Annotated in this window: 19 protein-coding genes; 5 read left to right on the forward strand and 14 right to left on the reverse strand. The window is 72.3% G+C overall.

Features of this window, described 5'->3' with window-relative positions; genetic code table 11:
• Positions 1 to 1,554, reverse strand: a 1,554-nt coding sequence (locus ACIRG9_RS23215; protein WP_402859518.1) for a S8 family peptidase, incomplete at its 3' end; no start/stop codon positions are given.
• A 215-nt stretch (positions 1,555 to 1,769) separates the two neighbouring features.
• On the opposite strand from ACIRG9_RS23215, the gene ACIRG9_RS23220 reads away from it, so the two are divergent.
• Positions 1,770 to 2,372 (forward strand): hypothetical protein, encoded by a 603-nt coding sequence (locus ACIRG9_RS23220; protein WP_402859521.1) that lies wholly within the window; start codon positions 1,770 to 1,772, stop codon positions 2,370 to 2,372.
• Here the strand turns inward: ACIRG9_RS23220 and ACIRG9_RS23225 are convergent.
• The 3 genes from ACIRG9_RS23225 to ACIRG9_RS23235 all read right to left on the reverse strand — a co-directional run bounded on the left by ACIRG9_RS23225 (position 2,340) and on the right by ACIRG9_RS23235 (position 3,974).
• Positions 2,340 to 2,741, reverse strand: a complete 402-nt coding sequence (locus ACIRG9_RS23225; protein WP_402859524.1) for a hypothetical protein — start codon at positions 2,739 to 2,741, stop codon at positions 2,340 to 2,342. The genes ACIRG9_RS23220 and ACIRG9_RS23225 overlap by 33 nt on opposite strands.
• 160 nt (positions 2,742 to 2,901) lie before the next feature.
• Complete coding sequence (locus ACIRG9_RS23230) at positions 2,902 to 3,123, reverse strand: DUF397 domain-containing protein (protein WP_402859527.1); 222 nt, start codon at positions 3,121 to 3,123, stop codon at positions 2,902 to 2,904.
• Positions 3,093 to 3,974 (reverse strand): helix-turn-helix domain-containing protein, encoded by an 882-nt coding sequence (locus ACIRG9_RS23235; protein ID WP_402859530.1) that lies wholly within the window; start codon positions 3,972 to 3,974, stop codon positions 3,093 to 3,095. The genes ACIRG9_RS23230 and ACIRG9_RS23235 overlap by 31 nt, the downstream gene beginning before the upstream one ends.
• Positions 3,975 to 4,602: 628 nt before the next feature.
• Here ACIRG9_RS23235 and ACIRG9_RS23240 point away from each other — a divergent pair.
• Together ACIRG9_RS23240 and ACIRG9_RS23245 are read left to right on the forward strand one after the other, a co-directional pair.
• Entirely contained in the window at positions 4,603 to 4,887 is a 285-nt protein-coding gene (locus ACIRG9_RS23240) for a hypothetical protein (protein ID WP_402859533.1), read from the forward strand.
• A gap of 99 nt (positions 4,888 to 4,986) precedes the next feature.
• On the forward strand, positions 4,987 to 5,433 hold the full coding sequence (locus tag ACIRG9_RS23245; RefSeq protein ID WP_402859536.1) for a hypothetical protein: 447 nt from the start codon (positions 4,987 to 4,989) through the stop codon (positions 5,431 to 5,433).
• Positions 5,434 to 5,436: 3 nt separating this feature from the next.
• Here ACIRG9_RS23245 and ACIRG9_RS23250 read toward each other — a convergent pair whose 3' ends face one another.
• Positions 5,437 to 6,150 carry a PASTA domain-containing protein gene (locus tag ACIRG9_RS23250; protein WP_402859539.1) on the reverse strand — a complete coding sequence of 238 codons (714 nt, stop codon included), beginning with the start codon at positions 6,148 to 6,150 and terminating at the stop codon, positions 5,437 to 5,439.
• A gap of 103 nt (positions 6,151 to 6,253) precedes the next feature.
• The gene (locus ACIRG9_RS23255) at positions 6,254 to 6,934 is read right to left on the reverse strand and encodes a PASTA domain-containing protein (protein WP_402860063.1); all 681 of its coding nucleotides are present in this window, start codon (positions 6,932 to 6,934) and stop codon (positions 6,254 to 6,256) included.
• A gap of 114 nt (positions 6,935 to 7,048) precedes the next feature.
• Between ACIRG9_RS23255 and ACIRG9_RS23260 the strand changes: the two genes are divergently transcribed.
• On the forward strand, positions 7,049 to 8,413 hold the full coding sequence (locus tag ACIRG9_RS23260; RefSeq protein ID WP_402859542.1) for a hypothetical protein: 1,365 nt from the start codon (positions 7,049 to 7,051) through the stop codon (positions 8,411 to 8,413).
• A gap of 24 nt (positions 8,414 to 8,437) precedes the next feature.
• Here the strand turns inward: ACIRG9_RS23260 and ACIRG9_RS23265 are convergent, their stop codons facing one another.
• Both ACIRG9_RS23265 and ACIRG9_RS23270 read right to left on the reverse strand, forming a co-directional pair.
• A complete protein-coding gene (locus ACIRG9_RS23265) occupies positions 8,438 to 9,916 on the reverse strand; it encodes a glutamate--cysteine ligase (RefSeq protein ID WP_402859545.1) in 1,479 nt (492 codons plus the stop codon).
• 244 nt (positions 9,917 to 10,160) lie between these two features.
• Complete coding sequence (locus tag ACIRG9_RS23270) at positions 10,161 to 10,742, reverse strand: YceI family protein (protein WP_402859548.1); 582 nt, start codon at positions 10,740 to 10,742, stop codon at positions 10,161 to 10,163.
• 102 nt (positions 10,743 to 10,844) lie between these two features.
• Here ACIRG9_RS23270 and ACIRG9_RS23275 point away from each other — a divergent pair, with 102 nt between their 5' ends.
• The gene (locus ACIRG9_RS23275; protein ID WP_402859551.1) at positions 10,845 to 11,354 is read left to right on the forward strand and encodes a MarR family winged helix-turn-helix transcriptional regulator; all 510 of its coding nucleotides are present in this window, start codon (positions 10,845 to 10,847) and stop codon (positions 11,352 to 11,354) included.
• A 344-nt stretch (positions 11,355 to 11,698) separates the two neighbouring features.
• Here ACIRG9_RS23275 and ACIRG9_RS23280 read toward each other — a convergent pair whose 3' ends face one another.
• The 6 genes from ACIRG9_RS23280 to ACIRG9_RS23305 all read right to left on the reverse strand — a co-directional run bounded on the left by ACIRG9_RS23280 (position 11,699) and on the right by ACIRG9_RS23305 (position 20,483).
• Entirely contained in the window at positions 11,699 to 14,368 is a 2,670-nt protein-coding gene (locus tag ACIRG9_RS23280) for an ATP-binding protein (protein ID WP_402859554.1), read from the reverse strand.
• Between the two features lie 148 nt (positions 14,369 to 14,516).
• Positions 14,517 to 15,665: an acyl-CoA dehydrogenase family protein gene (locus ACIRG9_RS23285; protein ID WP_402859557.1), complete on the reverse strand. Its 1,149-nt coding sequence runs from the start codon at positions 15,663 to 15,665 to the stop codon at positions 14,517 to 14,519.
• An 81-nt stretch (positions 15,666 to 15,746) separates the two neighbouring features.
• Complete coding sequence (locus ACIRG9_RS23290; protein ID WP_402859560.1) at positions 15,747 to 17,279, reverse strand: acyl-CoA carboxylase subunit beta; 1,533 nt, start codon at positions 17,277 to 17,279, stop codon at positions 15,747 to 15,749.
• Positions 17,280 to 17,496: 217 nt separating this feature from the next.
• Positions 17,497 to 18,417 (reverse strand): hydroxymethylglutaryl-CoA lyase, encoded by a 921-nt coding sequence (locus ACIRG9_RS23295; protein WP_402859563.1) that lies wholly within the window; start codon positions 18,415 to 18,417, stop codon positions 17,497 to 17,499.
• 64 nt (positions 18,418 to 18,481) lie between these two features.
• Positions 18,482 to 19,819, reverse strand: a complete 1,338-nt coding sequence (locus tag ACIRG9_RS23300) for an acetyl/propionyl/methylcrotonyl-CoA carboxylase subunit alpha (protein ID WP_402860066.1) — start codon at positions 19,817 to 19,819, stop codon at positions 18,482 to 18,484.
• A gap of 82 nt (positions 19,820 to 19,901) precedes the next feature.
• Positions 19,902 to 20,483: a TetR/AcrR family transcriptional regulator gene (locus ACIRG9_RS23305; protein WP_402860069.1), complete on the reverse strand. Its 582-nt coding sequence runs from the start codon at positions 20,481 to 20,483 to the stop codon at positions 19,902 to 19,904.
• Between the last annotated feature and the right edge of the window lie 8 nt (positions 20,484 to 20,491).

Consider the following 20,491-nt stretch of genomic DNA (forward strand, 5'->3'; position numbering starts at 1 on the left):
ACCCGACTCGAAGCCGGGGTTGGCCAGCTTCTGACCCGCACCCGTGCAACCACCACCACTACCGTTCACGGTGAGGGTGTACGTCGTCGTCTTCGTACCCGACGCCGCGGTGCCGGTGATCGTCACCGGGTAGCTGCCCGACGGGGTGCTCGACGAGGTGCTGATCGTCAGCGTCGACGAACCGCCCGAGGTCACCGACGACGGGCTGAACGACGCGCTGGCACCGGTCGGCAGACCGGACGCGGAGAGCGTGACGGTCTGCGAGGTCCCGCTGGTGGTCGAGGTCGACACGGTGGTGGAGACCGCGCCACCAGCGGTCACCGTGCCGGCGGTCGGCGACACCGAGACGGAGAAGTCGTTGGTCGACGTGCCGTTGACCACGTAGAGCAGCTTGTTGGGCGAGCCGGTCCCCGGGCTGGTCACCACACCACTGGTGGCGTTGTTCACCAGGTAGTCGCGGACCTGCTGCGGGGTCCAGGACGGGTTGGCGCTGGCCACCAGCGCCGCCGCGCCGACCACGTGCGGGGTCGCCATCGACGTGCCACTGATCGTGTTGCTCGCGGAGTCGCTGGTGTTCCAGGCGGAGGTGATCGACGAGCCCGGCGCGAAGATGTCCAGGCAGGTGCCGATGTTGGAGAACGACGACCGCGCGTCGGTGTTGGTGGTCGAGCCGACCGTGATCGCCTCGGCGACCCGGGCCGGCGAGCTGTTGCAGGCGTTCGCACCGTTGTCGTTGCCGGCGGCCAGGCCGTACGTGATGCCGGCGGCGATCGAGTTGCGGACGGCCGTGTCGAGGGTGGTGTCCGCGCCGCCGCCGAGGCTCATGTTGGCCACCGCGGGCTTGACCGCGTTCCGGGTCACCCAGTCGACCCCGGAGACGACCCCGGCGGTGGTGCCGCTGCCGGAGCAGTTGAGCACCTTGACCGCGACCAGCTGCACGCCCTTGGCCACCCCGTAGGACGAGCCGCCGACGGTGCCGGCGACGTGGGTGCCATGGCCGTTGCAGTCGGTGTTGTTGGTGTCGACGGTGTTCGTACCCCAGGTGGCCCGGCCACCGAAGTTGCTGTGCGTGGTCCGGATTCCGGTGTCGATGATGTACGCCCGGACGTTCGAGGCCGTGTTCGGATAGGTGTACGAGCTGTCCAGCGGCAGGTTCCGCTGGTCGATCCGGTCCAGACCCCAGGACGGCGGGCTCGTCTGGGTGGCGGAGATCGACACGGTGTGGTTCTGCTCCACGTACGCCACGGCGGGATCGGCGGCGATCCTGGCGGCGGCCGCCGCGCCGACCCGAACCTCGAAGCCGCGCAGCGCGGCGGACCAGGTGTTGGCGATGGCGCCGCCGTGCCGGGCGCGCAGCCGCTGCGCGGTGTCCCCGACGCCCGCCGGGGCGACGACGTTGTCGTTCAGTACGACCAGGTAGCTGTCGGCTACCGCAGTGGTGCCGCCAGCGTTCCGGATCACTCCGCTCGGTTCCGCGGCCAGGGCGGGGGTGGCCGCCGTGACCAGCGCCAATGTGGTCATGCCAACGAGTACGGACCTGTGTGGGAGATTCATCTCCCTGCCTCCCTCCGACCGGTGCGCGTCCACCGGTGAGGCACCAGCAGATCGATGTTCACCGATCAAGACGAGGCTAGATCGAAGATCCGCCAATGTGAAGATGCCGGTTTCTCAATAGCGTTGGCGGGATGGCCCCTACGGGGAGGCATGCGGGACGAACCGGGGTGCGGCCCCGGATTCGGGGCACCTCGACCTGGGCGAGGCTGAGAGGCATGGCCGACCAGTTCGCCGTACTGCTCCCCGTCGCCGCCGTGTGGATCGCCGCCGGCGTCGTGGCGGACGGACTGCCCCGGCTGGATCGCGCCCGCGCGCTGCGTCGGCGTACCGGATGGTTGTCCGCGCTGACCCTGGCCGGCCTCGCCCTGACGGCGGCCGTCCTGGTCCTGGGCCTCTCGAGCGCCGGCACGACGGCGGCCGACCGGGCCGCCCCCGGGCTCGCCCTCGCGGCCGGCCCGGCGCTGGTCGTCGCGGCCTGCGCGGTCCGGCGGATCCGGCGCCTGCGGGCCGGCGCGGGCGCCTTCGCCAGCGCGCCGGACACCCCGGCACCGCACGGGCTACGGGCCGCCGCGGCGCACCCGCTGATCGGGCTGCCGATCCAGGGGACCGCGCTCGCCGTCCTGCCGGCGGTGGCGTCGGCGGTGGGCGTCGACCTGCTCGCGGCGCCGGCAGTGATCGGCCCGGCCATCACCGCCGGCGTACTCGGCGTCACCGCGATCGGCGTACGCCACGCGCTGCGGCACAACCGCCTCGCCGAGCGCGTCCTGTCGCCGGCGGGCACCGGCTCAACGCGACCGGCCGGCTCCCTGCACGTATAGCAGTTCGAGGATCGCCCGGGTCGCCTCGAACCAGCGGTCCAACCAGCCGGGCGGCGGCACACTCCCCCTCGGCGGCAACTCCATCAGCAGGCCACGCAGCAGCGGGTGGTCCACCAGGGAATCGGTCGGCTCCAGTGGCCAGGCACTCGGCGGGAACGACGGCTCGGTGAGCGGATTGGGATCCAGGGACGGCAGGGTGAGCGGCGGGGATGCCTGCTCCGGGGCAGCGGTGTCCCGGCCGCCGGCCTCGGCGTCGGTGGAGCCCACCTCGGTGAGGACCGTGTCCCGGCGTGCCCCGCGATACTTGCCGCCGAACCGCTCAGGCTTGCCCGGGCCGTTGGTGAGATTCTCTGAACCGATCGTCGTCATCCGTCTCGCCTGCCTCGTTCGGTTGCCGATCTGTGCGGTTCAACGAGACGGAACGGAAGTGGCGACGGGTGGCCCCGACCGACCCGGCCGGGGCCACACGAAATGGTCCCGCCCGGCCACATCGCCGGACGGGACCACGTTCACGGCCCGGGTCGCCGGATCAGGCCCGGGCGAAGGCTCCGTCCCTGGCACCGGCGACGAAAGCGTGCCAGTCACCCGGGGCGAAGACCAGGGCCGGGCCAGCCTTGTCCTTTGAATCCCGGACGCCGACCGCCTCGGTCACGTACGCGACCTCCACGCAGTTGTCACAGTTCGGCCCGCTCTTCGAGCTCTTGAACCAGGTCGCCTGCGTCAGGTCCACGGGGAACTTCTTGGTCGCCATTTCCACAACGGCTCCTCTACCAGTTTCGCGATGTGAGCGATGGATTCATCCGGGCGGATGGCCGCAGCTCGAATGTGATCGAAGATGAAGCTGTACTTTTGCAGTTCGTCGCTCTTCTCGAGGAAGAGCCCACCCGTGGCATTCTCCGCATACACGACATCGGGATCACTCGGTTCGGGGAAGCTGAGGATCGTGAAGGTCCCGTCCATGCCGGCGTGCGCGCCCACCTCGAAGGGCAGGACCTGCAACGTCACGTTCGGCAGTTCGGCCACCTCCACCAACCGCCTGAGCTGGCCACGCATCACCACGTCGCCACCAACCGGCCGGCTCAGCACCGCCTCATCGAGCACCACCCACAGATCAACCGGATCGTCCTGAGTCAGCAACGACTGACGGCCCAGTCGGACACGGACCCGTTGTGCGACCTGTTCCGCACTGAAGTCCGGCCGAGCGGCCCGGATCATTGCGCTCGCGTACTCCTCGGTCTCCAGCAGGCCCGGCACGACCTGCTGCTCATACGCCCGGATCGAGCTGGCCGCCGCCTCCAGTCCCACGTACGCCCCGACCAGCACCGTGCTGTACGGATGCCACCAGCCCTTCTGCCGGGCCTCACGGGCAATCTGCACCAGCTCGTCGCTCTCGGCGCCCACCACCCCGTAGATGCGGAGCATGTCCCGCACGTCCCGCGGGGTGGCGGTGGTGTGACCGGTCTCGATGCGGGAGACCTTCGAGGCCGAGCATTCAAGCTGCTCTGCCACGACCTCGATGGTGATGCCTGCGGCCTCCCGCTGGCGGCGGAGTTCCGCCCCCAGGCGCCGACGCCGGATGGTGGGGCTGCGCCGCTCACTCATGACACCGCTCCGCGGGTTGCTGGACGGGGATGACGTCTCCTCGCGCTCACCCGACTACCTCCGGTCGACCGCGCCCGGTTCCACACCCGCCGGGGGCGCAACCGGCTTACGGCGGGTGATCGTTCGCGGCAGGAGTGGTGCCGGTGGTCGACCGGCCGCGACGGGCGAAACCGGGACCAGTGTGCCGTCCCGACACCGAAGGCTTCAAGCGTCCCGTTCAGGTGTCCCATTCGCGTATCGGCAAAAGTCGACGTGCAACTTGCATCTCGCACACTCCTGGTGCACTCTGTCGGTATGGCATGGGTTACTCACCGTCTCCGCATGATCTCTCGACGTGGTGACCCCACGGGCCGTGGGACGGCGGGAGGGGAGCCGTCCCACGCCCCGCGACCTGCCCCGGGGTGATGACCTCGCCGCTGCATGCCAGCTTGGCTGCGGCGGCGGGAGCGGTAACCGGGAGCAGCCGGGTGTTGGTCGGGTGGCGACCCGCGACCGCGGGTACGGCCCGACCACCACCGAAAAAACTGATCAGCCGGTCCAAGGGCGCAACCCCCGTCACCGGGCCGGCCTGTCTCCCCGATCAGCCTCCGCCGGCCCGCCCGCCGGCCGATCCTTTCCAGGAGCCCATGTGCATCCCCGCTCCGGTGACGTACTGCACGTGACTCGCGCGGCGAGTGTCCAGTTCCTTCGACCGATCACGTTCCGGGTGATCCGGGTGATCGACTGGCCGACCTACGAAGGTTGGCTCTGGCTCGACGGCTACGAGTTGAACGCGGCGGGGGACGCGGTCAGCCGGCGGTCGATCTTCGTACAGCAGGCGGGGCTGCAGCAGCTGCAGGCCGCCCCGGTACCCCGTCAGCGCACCGTCCGGCCCGGACGTCCAGTCGTCCGGACCCCGATCCGGGTGGGCTGACCCCACGATTGACCAGCCGGGGTACGGGCCGCCGCCATAGAATCGGTACGCCCACCCCGGCAAAGTCACCACCCGCGCGTCCCGGACCCTGAACCTGGGATGGTCATGGTCAATCTGCCCGCCGCGCGGCGGCACCACCGGTCCCCTATCGGCTACGCCTTCGGGCTCCTCGCACTCCTCGGCGCCGCGACCGCACTCGCGCTCGTGGTCCGTCACCCAGCCCTCTCCGCCACCGAGCAGTTGACCGAGCCGGTACCGGCTCCCGAGATCACCGTGGCCGGCAAGGACCCCGGGCCCGGCACCGACCCGGAGGAGGAACCCGGCTGGGCCGACACCCCGGGCGCCGCCGCCCTCGGCAACGAGGTGAACGCGTCACCCACCCCCGACCAGTCGGGTGGGGGCGCCGGGGAGGAAGCGCTGGCCGGTGCCGGCGGCGTACGGGACAGCATGGAGGTCAGCCGGTCGCTGTTCTACTCCGGGCTGCTGGGCCTCGCCATCTCGCTGGCCGGGCTGGGGCTGGTCGGCACCAGACGCCGCCAGTGGTGACGGTCAGGGGGTCGGCGTGACCGTCGGGGCGGACGTCACCCTGCTTGCGCCGGTCGTCGGCGTACCGGTCTCGGCCACCACGATCGTGACGTCCTCACCTTCGGCGACCGGCTCGCCGGCGGCCGGGTCGGTCTCGATCACCGTGCCGGCCGGCCGGTCGGACGTCCGCCGTTCCACCTGGTAGGCCAGGCCCAGCCGGTCAAGGAGCGCCCGGGCGGTGGCTTCCGGCAGTCCCACCAGCGGTGGCATCGGCACCTGGGTGGCCGTCGTCGGCGGTGGGGTGCTCGGCGGCGCGGTCGACGGTGAGGGGCTCGGCGCGGTAGTGGTCGGCGCGGCGCTGGTCTCCGGGGCGGTGCTCGGTACGGCCGAGGAGGCGGGAGCCGGCCCAGGGTCCCGCTCCGTCGCCCGCAGCGACAGCCACACCCCAAACCCAATCAGCGCGATCAGCGCCAGGGCGACGATGCCCAGCAGGATCGGCATCCACCAGCGACGATCGGCCTGCTCCTCGGCGTACCACTCGGTGCCGGACTCGGCATAACCGGCCGGGCGCGGCGGGGGCACCCCAGCCCGACCCGACCAGGCCGCCGGGACGGCCTGCCGGGCGGTGGCGTCTTCGCCGTCCCGGTGCAGCGGACGGGTGGCATCTTCGCCGTCCCGGTGCAGCGGACGGGTGGCGTCGGCGTCTCCGGCGGGTGGCTCCGGGTGGTCGTCGCTCATGGCAGCACGTCCTTTCCCACCGGGACGGGCGCCCTGGCCCTCGACCGTCCACGGTAGCGGTCCGGGAAGGCCATCGGCAGGCATCAGCTCGGCGAGCCGCCGGTCACGGCGCCATGGACGGGGTGGTGTCCGGAGCAGCCGGCGGCTCGTCGCCGCAGGTCAGGGTGACGTAATCGTTCCAGTGGGCGGTCGCACCGGGCTCCGGGTCCAGGGCGGTGACCGGGCCGCGCTTCAGGGCCCGGTAGCGCGGGTAGAGGCCCGCCTCGACCAGGTCGTCGGCAGCGTCGCCGCAGTCCTGGGCGACCAGGTCCGGTACGCGGAGGGCCGGCGCCGGGCCGGCGACCCAGATGGTGACCGTGACGCCGCGGCGGACCGGCGTACCGGGCTCGGGAGAGGTGCGCTGGACGCTCCGGCCCGAGCCGGTGCCGAACACGAGCCGCCAGCCGAGTTTGCGGTCCCGCAACTCCCGCCGGGCACGCACGAAATCGGTGCCCACCACCTCGGGCACGGTCAGTTCGCCGGCTGCGGTGGTCCGTACGGCGGGTGGGCTCTGCCGCGACGTGCCGGCCGACCCGCTCGGCGTGGCATCGCTCGGCGGCACCGGGCTGGTCGCGCCGGCATCCGGCGGCGTGATCCGCTCCACGTCTCCGGCGAGGATCCAGCCTCCGCTCGCCCCGATCACCGCCAGCAGAACCACCGCGAGGCCGCCACCGAGGAGCAGCTTCGTCCGGTCCGGCCCTGGTTCGTCGCCCGTCCCGGGGTCCGGGTACCCGTCGTCCGTCATCGTGTCCACCGCCTCATCCACCGGCGACCGTATCCGGCGCCGCCCAGCCCGTCGCACGGCCGATCGTTCTCGTCCGACTCGCCGCACCGACCCTGGGACGCTACGCTGCCCGGCATGGCCAGACGGGGCTGGGGAGTATCGATCACCGCCGCGCTCGGCGTCGCCGCCGGTACGGGGGCCGCACAGCTGGGCTTCGGCTACGGACTCGGCATCATCAACTGGATGCCGGCGGGCGCCGCCCGGGTCGAAGCGGCCTGGGTGGCGAGCCTTGCCTGGGCCACCTGGATCTCCGCCACCTCGGTGGTCGCCGGTGCGATCTGTGCCCACCGGCTGCGGGGTGGGGACGGCCAGGAGCCCGGCGGCTCGCTGCGGAAACTCGGCCTGGCGGTCGGCGCCACCGTCGGCGCGCTGATCACCGTCCTGCTGGTCGCGGTGCCGGCCCGCGCGGCGCGGGTGCCGGACACGTCCGGGCCGCAGTCCGTCGCCGCCGGGTACGCCGCCATGGGGCTGCTGATCGGGCTGCTCCTGGCGATGTGGGCAATGCATACCCGGGCGGTCGCCACCAACCTCATCGCCACCACCGGCTGGCTCTGGCTCCTCGCGGTGGTGTCGGTGGTCGACGGGGTGCTCTCCGGCCGCGGTCTGACCACCGCCCAGCTCGGCATCTGGCAGATCAGCGCGGACAGTGAAAGCTTCTGGATCCGGGACTACTTCTACTGGCCGGGGGCACTGCTCGCGCTGGGCTCCGCCCTGCTGATCGGCGTGCTGGCGGCCCGGCGTACCGCCCGGCTGCCGGAGCAACGCGTCGGTACGGCGGCCTCCGGCGCGGCCGGGCCGCTCCTCGTCGCGCTGGCCTACCTGCTGGCCGTGCCGAGGCTCGCGGCGATCGAGGCCGAGCAACTCTCGGCCCACCTGATCGCCCCGTACGCGGTGATCGCCGGGCTCGGGGGCTCGGTGTTGGTGGCGGCGCTGGCCCAACGGGCCGAGCACCGGGTCACCGCCCGCACCGAGGTGTCCCTGCCCCGCCAGCGCACCGGCGAACACGACCTCGCCGGCGACGGAGCCGACCGGCCCACCGTCGAGGTGGCCGCGATCGGCGGTCCGGCCACCGGGGTGGGCGGTGGATCCAGCACGCCGGCCGCGTCGGACGGGAAGCCGGCCGGCGGGTCGGAGGGCGCCTCTTCGTCGGGTTCCGCCACGACCCGCCGGGGCCGGGCCGCGTCACCCCGGCGTGCCTCGGGCTCGTCCGGTGGGGCGAGCACCCCGGCAGCGTCCGGCGACGACGCCGGGACACCGGCGGTGCCCTCCAGCGGCCCGGCGACGGACGCCCGGACGGCGAGCCGCTCGGCAGCCGGCGGCTCGGCGTCGACCAGCCGGGCATCCGGCGGCCCGGCGCCGGACGCGCCGGCCGGGAGCACCGCGACGGGCGACCCGGGCGACGGTGGGCCCACGCCGAAGGGTCGCCGACGCGGTCGGTGACCCGGGAGCGACCTGCGCCGGCGGTCAGTCGACCGGCCAGGTGTGCACCGGCTCGTTGCTGCGCTGGAGCTGCGCGTAGCGCTGAAGCATGTAGTGCAGGGCGGCGCGCCGGTCCAGGCCCCGGTGCCGCTCGGCCGCCCACACCATTTCGGTCTGCCAGGTGGCACCGTTGCGGCCGGCACGGCAGCGCTGCTCGATGACACCGAGGAGGCGGTCCCGGTCGGCCGGGGCGACACCGAACCCGTCCAGCCCCTGCGCCGCCTTGGGCAGGAGGACGTCGAGCACGAGCTTGGCCACCGGTACCTCGCCGAGCCGGGGCCAGTACATGACGGCGTCCAGGCCTCGCCTTGCGGCGGCTTGGAAGTTCTCCTCCGCCGAGCTGAAGGTGAGTTGGCTCCAGATGGGACGGTCCGCCTCGGCGAGGGCCCGGGCGAGCCCGAAGTAGAAGGCGCCGTTGGCCAGCATGTCGACCACGGTCGGCCCGGCCGGCAGCACCCGGTTCTCCACTCGGAGGTGCGGGCGGCCGTCCATGATGTCGTAGACGGGCCGGTTCCAGCGGTAGACCGTGCCATTGTGCAGCCGCAGCTCGGCCAGCGCGGGCACCCCGCCAGCGTGCAGCACCTCGACCGGGTCCTCGTCCTCGACGATCGGCAGCAGCGGCGGGAAGTAGCGGACGTTCTCCTCGAACAGGTCGAAGATCGAGGTGATCCAGCGTTCACCGAACCACACCCGGGGGCGTACGCCCTGGGCCTTGAGCTCGTCGGGCCGGGTGTCGGTGGCCTGCTGGAAGAGGGCGATCCGGGTCTCCGCCCAGAGCTGCCGGCCGTAGAGGAACGGCGAGTTCGCGCCCACCGCCACCTGGGGGCCGGCGATCGCCTGGGACGCGTTCCAGTAGTCGGCGAAGCTGTCCGGAGCGACCTGGAGGTGGAACTGGAGGCTCGTGCAGGCGGCCTCGGGAGCGATCGAGTCGTTGTGCGTCTGCAACCGCTCGACACCGCGGATGTCCAGCTCGAAGTCCTCGCCCCGGGCGCCGACGATCTGGTCGTTGAGCACCCGGTAGCGCTCGTCGGTGGAGAGGTTGTCGGCGATCAGGTGGCGCTCGGTGAGGGTGGGCAGGATGCCGACCAGCACCAGCTTGGCGTCCGATCGGGACGCCCGCTCGTCGGCGCGGGCGAGGCTGTTACGCAGGTCCCGCTCGTAGTCGCCGAAGCCGGCGCCCTCGATGAGCCGGGGTGGTGTGTTCAGCTCCAGGTTGAACTGGCCCAGTTCGGTCTGGAAGAGCGGGTCCGCGATGTCGGCGAGGATCTTCTCGTTGCGCATGGCCGGCTCGGCGGCGGAGTCGACCAGGTTCAGCTCGATCTCCAGCCCGGTCATCGGGCGGTCGGCGTCGAAGCCGAAGTCGTCCAGCATCAGCGCGAAGACATCCAGGCAGCGCCGCACCTTCTGCCGGTAGCGGACCCGGTCCTCCCGGGAGTAGGCGCACTGCTCGACATCTCTGCCCATGTGTCCTCCCGGCGCGGGGCGAGCCGGAACTCGGTTCCGGAACGCATAGTGAACCTTCACGTTATGTGCGCCCGGGGCATCGGTACCAGGGCCGGGCACAGGTCAGTTCTCCTACCCAGCCGGATATCGGCGGACCCGGGTCACCGGGTGCGCGGAACGTGACGGATCTCGCACCTTGATCCGCGTACGACGAACGGGCCCGCGTCGTCGTCATCGACGCGGGCCCGTGGGGTCGTGCGGGCGGTCAGGCCTGGCGGATGGCCTCGCCCTCGATCTCGATCTTGACCTTCTTGCCGACCACGACGCCACCGGTCTCCAGAGCGACGTTCCAGGTCAGGCCGAACTCCTCACGGTCGATCTCGGTGCTCGCCGAGAAGCCGAAGATGTCCTGGCCGTACGGGCTGCGGCCGACGCCCTCGAACTCGACCTCGAGCTCCACGCTGCGGGTGACATCCTTGATGGTCAGCTCGCCGCTGAGCACGAACTCGTTGCCGTCGTGGGACTTCACGCCGGTGCTACGGAACTCCAGCGTCGGGAACTTCTCGGTGTCGAGGAAGTCGCCGCTGCGCAGGTGCGCGTCGCGGTCGGCCTGGCTGGTGTTGATGCTCGCCGCCTGGATGGTGGCGCTCACCGAGGACTGCATCGGGTCCTCCGCGATGGTGATCGTGGCGGTCGCCTCGGCGAACTCACCGCGTACCTTGCTGACCATCATGTGCCGCGCGACGAACCCGACCCGCTTGTGAGCCGCGTCCAGCTGGTACGTGCCGGCAGCGGGGATGGTGAGACCGTCCCAATCGCGGGTAACCGCTTCGGTGCTGCTGGTCATGGTGCTGTCCTCCAGGGGAGATTGTTTAGTGACCCAACGACTGACTCAGCAACTATAGGCACGACAATATTTCCCGTGTCAAGTATTGCTACGATGAACAGCGTGAACCAGAACATGTTCGACGATCCCCGGATAACCGCCATCGGCCTCCTCGTCGAGACGCACGCCGGGCTGTCGGCCCGGTTCGCCGCCCAGGTCGAGGAGCACGGCCTCTCTCCCGTGGAGTTCGAGGTGCTCATGCGGCTCGCCCGCTCTCCCGGCAATCAACTACGGATGACCGATCTCTCCGCCCAGACGTCCCTCTCCACGAGCGGGGTGACCCGGGTCGTCGATCGGATGGAGCGTGACGGCCTGCTCCGGCGGCGGGCCTGCCCCTCCGATCGGCGCAGCTCGTACGCGGTGGTGACCGACGCCGGCCTGGCCCGGCTGGACGAGACCCTGCCGGGGCACCTGCAGATCATCGCCCAGTGGTTCACCGGCCAGCTCGAACCGGCCGCGCTGGACGCGCTCCTCGACAGCCTGCGCCGGATCCGCGACGCCGTCCACCCTGGGGCGACCGCCGGCAGCACCTGTCCCGCGCCGGCCGACGACACCACCGCGACCGGCTGCTGAGGCGCGACCCGATCCACTCCAGGGGCGGCAGATTGGGGCCGGGACACCGCCTCTTGCCGCATCCCGGCAGCCCCGGAAGGCCTCCTTACCGGGTACCGGCAGAAAGACCGGCAGAACCGGCCGACGGCAAGGGCGAACTCCGACATAACCGCGCAAACACCCCAAGCTCCCCGGATAGGCTTCCCGGCAAGCGGGGGCGCACCGGGGGGTGCCGGCGCGAGCGATGAGCGAGGGGCAACAGGGGGCTTCTTCGCTCGCGCCACCCCCGCCCCACTCACCATCTCCGTGCCCCGCCCGGCGGCCGGCTCTCACGGCATCGGCCTGCGGGGCCCGGGCCTGCCGGCTCAGCCAGCTTCCTGCCGGCTGCGCAGCCCACGACGGGCCACCAGCGCGTAGAGCAGGGCCTCCTCCCGGGGCAGCAGTCCGATCCCGCTGGAGCGTCGCGCCCGGTCGAGCCGGTCCAGCACGGCCAGGTCGACCGTGCTCGCGGCGAGCCCCACCAGCGCCTCGATCACGTCCCGCCGGTTCCGGCCGCCGGTCGCCGCGTCGGCCGCCGCGGCGTACCACTCGGCCGCCAGTTCGCGGTCGCCCCGGTACAGCGCCAGATGTCCCTCGATCAGCGCGCACACCGCATCCTCCGGACGGCGGCTGGGCTCCTCCCCGGTGGACGCGGCACCGGGCCGATCCACCCGGCCCCCGGCGGATGGTGGGCACTGCCCGGACGCCGGCAGCAGCTCGGCCGCCACCTCCAGGGCCTCGGCGGCCCGCCCCTCCTGGGCGAGCGCCAGCCCCACCGTGCCGAGCACCCGGCGGCGCTGCCCCGGATCACCCAGTTCGGCGAGGGCCGCCACCACCCGCCGCCCCTGTTCCACGGCGTCGACGAACCGGCCCTCCAGGCGGTTCAACTCGGCCAGGTTGGCCCGGGCCAGCACTCGCAGCCGCTGCTCCCCGGACTGGCCGGCCAGCCGTTCCATGGTGGCCACCCGGCGCCGGGCCCCGGCCAGGTCACCGACCCGTACGTCGTGCCAGGTCAGGTACGCCTGAGCGACGGCCATGTCGCGGGTCCGGCCATGCCGGGTGGCCAGTTCCAGCACCGCCTCGGCCTGCTGTCGGGCCTCGTCGTGGCCGCCCACGGCCGGCAGCACCACACCGAGCACCGTACGGGCCGACAACTCCCCGCCCACCTCACCGGCCGAACGGAAGGTGGCCAACGCGGCGCGGGCCGCTGGCACCTCCTCAGCGCCGGCATCGTGCTCCACGGCGAGCTGAGCCGCCCCGACCTGGGCCCAGGCCCGCAGCACCGGATCGACGTCGGCGGTACGCGGGTCGGCCAACAACCGGCGCAGCCATCGCCGGCCGGAGACGTCCCGGCCCCGCAGCCGCCACCACCGGGGCAGCGCCGCCGCCAGCCGCAGCCCGGTCACCGGATCGTCCTCGGCAGCCTGCGTCAGGGCGGCGGCGGTGTCGCCGGTCGCCTCGTCCAGCAGGTGTGCCGCGGCGGTCAGGTCCGCGCCGGCCAGGTTCGGGGCGACGCGGACCACCATCGCGGTGACCACGAGCGCGTGCCGGCGGCGGATCCGGGCCAGCTCGCCCTCCCCGACGGCCCGCTCGGCGGCGAAGTCGCGTACCGCGTCCAGGAGGCGGAACCGGAACGGCCCGTTGCCCCGGACGCTGAGCAGGCCGAGTTCGAGCAGCCGGTCCAGCAGCGGCACGGCGTCCCGGCGCGCGCCGTCGTCGGCGAGCAGGTCCTCGGCCAGCTCCACCGACCAGCGGTTACGGAACGTCGAGAGCAGGCGCAGCGCCGCCCGGTCCTCCGGTGCGAGCAGGTGGTAGCTGGTCGCCACCGCCTCGCGCAGGGTCACCGTGGCTGCCGTACGGTCGTCGGGCGTCCAGCCCGGACGGGCGGCGGTGGCGAGATCGAGAACCCGGTCGCCGTACCGGTCGAGCAGCTCCGTGACGTCGAGGATCCGGCCGCGCGCAGCCATCAGTTCGATGGCCAGCGGCAGGCCGCCGAGGCGGCGGACCAGCGCGGCGAGCGCCGGCAGCTCGGCCGGGGCCGGCGGTTCCCGGCGGACCTGGGCGAGCCGGGCGGTGAACAGCGCCGCCGCCGGCCAGCGGGCCAGCTCGGCCGGGTCCGCCGGCACCACCTCGACCGGCGGCACGTCGAGCGGCGCGACCGGCCGCACCAGCTCGCCGGGAAGGCCGACCGGTCGCCGGCCGGTCGCCAGCACGCGCAGCGTGGGTGCCGCGGCGACCAGCGAACGCAGCGCCTCCGCCACCGGCCCGGGTGCCCGTTCCACCGCGTCCACCAGCAGCAACGCCGGCCGACCACCGAGCCGGCCGGCGAGGTCGGCGAGTCGGTTCACGCCCAGCACCAGCTCCGACGCGGCCAGGAAATCCGCCGCGTCTGAGCCCTCGCAGACCAGCACCCCGGCGACGCCGGCCGGATGCTCGGCGGCCACCGCGTACGCGACGGCGAGGGCGAGCGCGGTCTTGCCGACACCGGCCAGGCCGACCAGGCTCACCACCGGATGCTCGGCAGCCAGCAGGGCGGCCACCTCGGCGACGTCCCGGTCCCGGCCGATCAGCGGGACCGGCTGCGGCAGCGCGATCGACGTACCGGATCCGGTGGTGGCGGAACGGGTGACGGGGAGGTGCCGTGCGGCCTGGCGCGGCGCGGCGGCGATGAGCTTCCGCCCGGCCGGAGGCGGCCCGTCGGCGGTGAGGTGCCGCCCGGCCAGCGGCGGTCCGGCTGGGGCCGGCCGGGCCGCGGCGCGGAACGCCAGCCGGGCGTCGTCGGCCAGGCCGAGAGCCTCGGCGAGCAGGTCAACGGTGGTGCGCTGGGGCCGTGCCGACCGGCCCCGCTCCAGATCACGGAGGGTCCGCACCCCGACGCCGGCCCGGCCGGCCAGCTCGGCCTGAGTGAGGCCGGCGGCGAGCCGGTGCCCGCGCAGCAGATCGGGCAGAGGGGTACGACCATCCGGGCTCCGCGAAGGATCATGATCCGGAGTCATGGTCACGAAGAGTACGGACGGGGTGTGACCGTCCACAGCTCATCCGTCGCCCACCTGACGGTCCCGCGCGGATATCCGACAGACCGCCGAACCCGGGGAAGGGGCCCTCGCTACGCCTCTCGGGCGTTGACAGAGAGCCCCTCCCGCGTCACATGCCGAGATCGCGGGCGATGATCATTCGCTGCACCTCGCTGGTGCCCTCGCCGATCTCCAGGATCTTCGAGTCCCGCCAGAAGCGGGCCACCGGGTACTCGTTCATGAAGCCGTAGCCGCCGTGGATCTGGGTGGCCTCCCGGGCGTTGTCCACCGCGACGGTGCTGGCGTGCAGCTTGGCGATCGCGGCCTGCCGCTTGAACGGCTCACCGGCCAGCATCCGGGCGGCGGCGTCGTAGTACGCCAGCCGGCCGGTGTGCGCCTTCGCCTCCATGTCGGCGATCTTGAACTGGATCGCCTGGTAGTTGCCGATCGGCTGGCCGAAGGCCTGGCGCTCCTTCGCGTACCTGATCGACTCGTCGACGCAGCCCTGGGCGAGGCCGACGGCCAGGGCGGCGATGGCGATCCGCCCCTCGTCGAGGATGCGCAGGAACTGGGCGAAGCCCCGGCCCCGCTCGCCGAGCAGGTTCGCCGCGGGGACCCGGCAGTCGTCGAAGGTCAGCTCGTGGGTGTCCGAGGCGTTCCAGCCGACCTTGGAGTAGCCGGGTGCGACGGTGAAACCGGGCGTACCCGACGGGACGATGATGGTGGACAGCTCCTTCGAACCGTCCGGCCTCGTCCCGGTGACCGCGGTGACCGTGACCAGCGAGGTGATGTCCGTGCCCGAGTTGGTGATGAACGCCTTCGAGCCGTTGATCACCCATTCGTCGCCGTCCAGCACCGCCCGCGTCTGGGTGCCGGCGGCGTCCGAGCCGGTGCCCGGCTCGGTCAGCCCGAAGCCGGCCAGGGCCTCGCCGCTGAGCAGCTTCGGCAGCCACTTCGCCTTCTGCTCCTCCGTGCCGAACCGGTAGATCGGCATCGCGCCGAGGGAGACCGCCGCCTCCAGGGTGATCGCCACGCTGGAGTCGACCCGGGCCAGTTCCTCCAGGGCCAGGCAGAGCGCGAAGTAGTCGCCGCCCATGCCGCCGTGCTCCTCGGCGAAGGGCAGGCCGAACAGGCCCATCTTGCCCATCTGGCGGATGATCTCGTACGGGAAGGTGTGCTGCTCGTAGTGCTCGGCGATGACCGGCGCCACCACCTCACGGGCGAAGTCCCGCACGCTCTCCCGCAGCGCCTCTTGTTCCTCGCTGAGCCGGAAGTCCATCTGATCCTCCTGTGTGGATGCGCCGCCGGGCGCTCGTGACGCCGGGACGGAAACGCTGGCTCGGGCCGGGTCGCGGCCGGGTCAGACCGGGGTGACGCCGTGCCGGCGCCGGGAGAACTGGCGGTCCTTGCTTCGCGCCGCGGCGAACCGGCGCACCAGCTCCGCACGCAGCTCGTGCGGCTCGACGATGGCGTCCACCACCAGCTCGCTGGCGAGCCGGACGATGTCGATGTCCCGCTCGTACTCCTCACGCTTCGCGGCGACGAAGGCGGCCCGCTCGGACTCGTCCTCGATCGCGGCGATCTTGTTGGCGTACACCGCGTTGACCGCGGCCTCCGCGCCCATCACCGCGATCTTGGCGGTGGGCAGCGCGATCGTCGCGTCCGGCTCGAAGCCCGGGCCGGCCATCGCGTAGAGACCGGCGCCGTACGCCTTCCGGACCACCACACAGATCTTGGGTACGGTCGCCTCGGAGATCGCGGTGATCATCTTGGCGCCGTGCCGGATGATGCCCTGCTTCTCCACCGCGCTGCCGACCATGAACCCGGGCACGTCGGAGAGGAACAGCAGCGGCACGTTGAACGCGTCGCAGAGCTGCACGAAGCGGCTCGCCTTGTCGGCCGAGTCGACGAAGAGGACGCCGCCCTTGAACATCGAGTTGTTGCCGACCACGCCGACGACCTCGCCGTTCAGCCGGCCGAAGCCGATGGTCAGCTCCTTGGCCCAGAGCGCCTGGATCTCGAAGAAGCTGCCCTCGTCGAGCAGGCCCTTGACGTACCGGCGCATGTCGAACGCCTGCCGCTCGCTGGCCGGCACTAGGGCGGCCAGGTCGACCTTCTCCGGCGCGGGCACGGCCTCGGCGGCCGGCGGCGCCTGCGTCCAGTTCGCCGGCAGGTACGACAGGTAGCGCCGGACCACGTCGAGCGCCTCGGCCTCGGTCTTGCAGAGGAAGTGCCCGACGCCCGACTCGGCGCAGTGCACCTTGGCCCCGCCCATCGCCTCCAGCGTGGTCTTCTCGCCCGTGACCATCTCGACCATCCGGTCGGAGCCGAGGTACATGCTGGCGTTGCCGTCCACCATGGCCACCACGTCGCAGAACGCCGGGATGTACGCCCCGCCGGCCGCGCTCGGCCCGAACAGCGCGCAGACCTGCGGGATGGCGCCGGAGGCGCGTACCTGGTTCCAGAAGATCTTCCCGGCACCGCGCCGGCCGGGGAAGAGCTCGACCTGGTCGGTGATCCGGGCGCCGGCCGAGTCGACCAGGTAGACCATGGGCACGGCGGTGGAGTAGGCGCGCTCGATGATCCGAATGATCTTCTCGACGGTACGCGCGCCCCAGCTGCCGGCCTTGACCGTGGAGTCGTTCGCCATCAGGCAAACCTGCCGGCCGTCGATGGTGGCGGTGCCGGTGACCACGCCGTCGGCGGGCAGCCCCTCGGCCAGCGCGTTCGCGTAGAGGCCATCCTCGACGAAGGAGCCCTCGTCGACGAGGAGCGCGACCCGCTCGCGGGCGAAGAGCTTGCCCTTGGCGGCGTTCGCCGCGTGGTACTTGTCCGCACCACCGGCCTTGGCGCGCTTGCGCAGCTGCTCCAGAGCCTCACCGTCGAGCGTCACGCCGACTCCCTAGCCACCCCGCGCCCCCTGAGCGCACCCACCGACCTGAACGATCGTTAGGCTAGCGCACCCCTGCCCCCTCCGGCGACCCCACCGCTCCCACCCACCCGGACAGCACGCGATGACCAAGAGGTTTGCGTCGGACCCGGGCTCGATCCCGACCAAAACTCCTTGATCAGCGCGTGCCGGGCGGGGAGGGGCTCGGGCGGGGAGGTGGTCAGGCGGGTGCGGGGGTCAGGCGGGTGCGGGGGCCGGCCCGGAGGACGCCGGAGGGGAGCTTCTTGCCGACCAGTTCCTCGGCCAGCTCGGCGGCCGCGATCAGGGCGTCCAGGTCGATCCCGGTGTCGACGCCCATGTCGTGCAGCATGTGCACGGCCTCCTCGGTGGCCAGGTTGCCGCTGGCTCCCGGCGCGTACGGGCAGCCGCCGAGGCCACCGACGCTGGCGTCGAACTCGGTGACGCCCAACTCCATGGCGGTCAACAGGTTCGCCAGGGCGGTGCCCCGAGTGTTGTGGAAGTGCAGCAGCACCGGGACGTGGGCGTTCCGGTCGCGTACCGCGGTGACCAGCTCGCGGACCCGTCGCGGCGTACCCATGCCGGTGGTGTCGCCGAAGGCCACCCGGTCGGCGCCGTCGCGGACCACCCGGTCGACGATGCCGGCCACCCGCTGCGGGTCGACGTTCCCCTCGTACGGGCAGCCGAAGCTGGTCGCGATGATCACCTCGGCCCGCGCGCCGGCACCGTGCAGCAGGTCGATCAGCTCGGCGATGTCGTCCAGCGACTCCTCCGTCGAGCGGTTGACGTTGCGGCGGTTGTGCGTGTCGCTTGCCGAGACGACCACCTCGATCTCGGTGAACCCGGCGGCCAGGGCGCGCTGGGCACCCCGGGTATTGGGCACCAGGGCCGAGTAGCGCACGCCCTCGACCCTGGTGGCCCGCTGCCACACCTCGTCGGCGTCGGCCATCTGCGGGATCGCCCTCGGATGCACGAAGGAGACCGCCTCGATCCGCCGCACACCGGTACGCGACAGCGCGTCGAGCAGCCGCACCTTAGCGTCGGTGGGGATGGGCTCCTCGTTCTGGAGTCCGTCCCGTGGCCCGACCTCTCGGATCGACACGAAGTCCGGCAGTTCCGCCATAAGGGGTCACCTCACTGTGACGGTGTTACGTGATGGGGTCCCCCCAGCATGTCACCCCCGAAGGTCAGCGCATGCGGGAGACGATGCCGGTGTCGTAGTCGCCGGAGAGGAACTCCGCGTTCTCCAGCAGCTCCGCGAAGAAGGGCAGGTTGTTCTTCGGGCCGGCGATCTCGAACTGGGCCACCGCCGCCCGCGCCCGCTCGACGGCCTCGGTGCGATCCCTGCCGCTCACGATCAGCTTCGCCATCAGGCTGTCGTAGAACGGCGTCACCGTGTTGCCGGCCAGGTAGCCGGAGTCGACCCGTACGCCCTCGCCGGCCGGCTCGTTCCAAATGGCGATCACGCCTGGGCCGGGCAGGAAGCGCTTCGGGTCCTCCGCGTTGATCCGCAGCTCGATCGCGTGCCCGCGTGGCGCGAGCGCGTCCGGGTCGAAGGTCGGGGCCAGGCCGGCGGCCACCCGCAACTGCTCCTCCACCAGGTCGACGCCGTAGACGTACTCGGTGACCGGGTGCTCGACCTGGAGCCGGGTGTTCATCTCCAGGAAGAAGAACTCCTGCGTGGCGGGATCCAACAGGCACTCCACCGTGCCGGCGTTGCGGTAGTCGACCGCCTCGCCGGCCCGGACCGCCGCCGCCAGGAACCGCTCACGCAGCTCCGGCGAGACCGCCGGCGACGGCGACTCCTCGACCAGCTTCTGGTTGCGCCGCTGCACCGAGCACTCCCGTTCGCCGAGGGCGACCACCCGGCCGTCCGCCAGGCCGAGGATCTGCACCTCGACGTGGCGTACCCGGGGGAAGTAGCGCTCGATCAGCACCGAGCCGTCGCCGAACATCCGCTCGGCGAACGAGCGGACCTTGTCGTACTCGGTGCGCAGCGCGGCCTCGTCGGCCGCCACGCCCATGCCCATGCCGCCACCACCGGCCGCCGCCTTGACCATCACCGGGTAACCAATCTCCGCGGCGGCGGCCACTGCCGCGTCCAGGTCGGCCGCCGGGTCGGTGGTGCCGGGCGCGACCGGCACGCCGGCCGCCGCCATCAGGTTCCGGGCGTTGATCTTGTCGCCCATCGCGGTGATCGCGTCCGCGCCGGGTCCGACCCAGATCAGGCCGCCGGCCTCGACGGTACGCGCGAAGTCGGCGTTCTCGGAGAGGAAGCCGTAGCCGGGGTGGATCGCCTGGGCGCCGGTCGACTTGGCGGCGGCGAGGATGGCCTCGACGTTCCGGTAGCTCTGCGCCGGGTTGGCCGGGCCCACGCAGACCGCCTCGTCCGCCTCGGTCACGAACGGCAGGCCGGCATCGGCCTCGGAGTGCACCGCGATCGCGCGGATCCCGAGCCGCCGCGCGGTACGGATGATCCGGCGGGCAATCTCGCCCCGGTTGGCGACCAGCAGCGACTCGATCATGCTCTGCAAGGAAGGGCCCCTTCTTAACGCCTGGTGTATAGCCGGGCCCCTTCTTAACATGCGTTAAGCCCGACGCGGCGTGTCAGGCCGGATCGGTGGGGGCCAGCAGGGCGGCGAGGGTGGCACCGCGCAGCAGGGCGGCCCGGCGACGGCGGTCCACCTCACCGCCGAGGAACGGGGTGGAGTTCATCAGGCCGAAGGCGGCGTGGGCGAGCACCCGCGCCTCGCCGTCCGGCAGCCCGGGGTGCAGCGCGGTCAGCACCGTCACCCACTCCTCGACGTACATCCGCTGGAGCCGGCGGATCCGGCGGCGCGGCTCGTCGGGGAGGCGGTCCAGCTCGTGCAGGTGCAGGGCGATCACCGCCGGATTGGCCAGCGCGAACTCGACGTGGAAGTCGATCAGCGACTCCAGCGTGCCGCGCGGGTCGTCCGGATGGTTGGCCGACCGCTCCTGCCCACCGGCGAGCAGGCCCTCGCTGACCGGGATCAGGGCGGCGACCAGCATCGCCTCCTTGCCGGCGAAGTGGTGGTAAAGGGCCGGGCCGGTCACGCCGGCGGCGGCGCCGATGTCGTCCATGGACACGCCGTGGTAGCCGCGAGCGGCGAAGAGGCCCACCGCGATCTCCAGGATCTCGTCCCGCCGGGACCGCCGACCCGGACCCATTACTCCGT

Source organism: Micromonospora sp. NPDC093277 (genome assembly GCF_044765245.1).
Classification (GTDB): Bacteria; Actinomycetota; Actinomycetes; order Mycobacteriales; family Micromonosporaceae; genus Micromonospora.

Bases quoted from the DNA above. Each gene is read 5' to 3' on its own strand.
- ACIRG9_RS23235 (WP_402859530.1), bottom strand. From the start codon at position 3,974: ATGAGTGAGCGGCGCAGCCCCACCATCCGGCGTCGGCGCCTGGGGGCG.
- ACIRG9_RS23305 (WP_402860069.1), bottom strand. From the start codon at position 20,483: ATGGGTCCGGGTCGGCGGTCCCGGCGGGACGAGATCCTGGAGATCGCG.
- ACIRG9_RS23285 (WP_402859557.1), bottom strand. From the start codon at position 15,665: ATGGACTTCCGGCTCAGCGAGGAACAAGAGGCGCTGCGGGAGAGCGTG.
- ACIRG9_RS23295 (WP_402859563.1), bottom strand. From the start codon at position 18,417: ATGGCGGAACTGCCGGACTTCGTGTCGATCCGAGAGGTCGGGCCACGG.
- ACIRG9_RS23250 (WP_402859539.1), bottom strand. From the start codon at position 6,150: ATGAGCGACGACCACCCGGAGCCACCCGCCGGAGACGCCGACGCCACC.
- ACIRG9_RS23270 (WP_402859548.1), bottom strand. From the start codon at position 10,742: ATGACCAGCAGCACCGAAGCGGTTACCCGCGATTGGGACGGTCTCACC.
- ACIRG9_RS23300 (WP_402860066.1), bottom strand. From the start codon at position 19,819: ATGATCGAGTCGCTGCTGGTCGCCAACCGGGGCGAGATTGCCCGCCGG.
- ACIRG9_RS23245 (WP_402859536.1), top strand. From the start codon at position 4,987: ATGGTCATGGTCAATCTGCCCGCCGCGCGGCGGCACCACCGGTCCCCT.
- ACIRG9_RS23265 (WP_402859545.1), bottom strand. From the start codon at position 9,916: ATGGGCAGAGATGTCGAGCAGTGCGCCTACTCCCGGGAGGACCGGGTC.
- ACIRG9_RS23220 (WP_402859521.1), top strand. From the start codon at position 1,770: ATGGCCGACCAGTTCGCCGTACTGCTCCCCGTCGCCGCCGTGTGGATC.
- ACIRG9_RS23260 (WP_402859542.1), top strand. From the start codon at position 7,049: ATGGCCAGACGGGGCTGGGGAGTATCGATCACCGCCGCGCTCGGCGTC.
- ACIRG9_RS23280 (WP_402859554.1), bottom strand. From the start codon at position 14,368: ATGACTCCGGATCATGATCCTTCGCGGAGCCCGGATGGTCGTACCCCT.
- ACIRG9_RS23230 (WP_402859527.1), bottom strand. From the start codon at position 3,123: ATGGCGACCAAGAAGTTCCCCGTGGACCTGACGCAGGCGACCTGGTTC.
- ACIRG9_RS23225 (WP_402859524.1), bottom strand. From the start codon at position 2,741: ATGACGACGATCGGTTCAGAGAATCTCACCAACGGCCCGGGCAAGCCT.
- ACIRG9_RS23255 (WP_402860063.1), bottom strand. From the start codon at position 6,934: ATGACGGACGACGGGTACCCGGACCCCGGGACGGGCGACGAACCAGGG.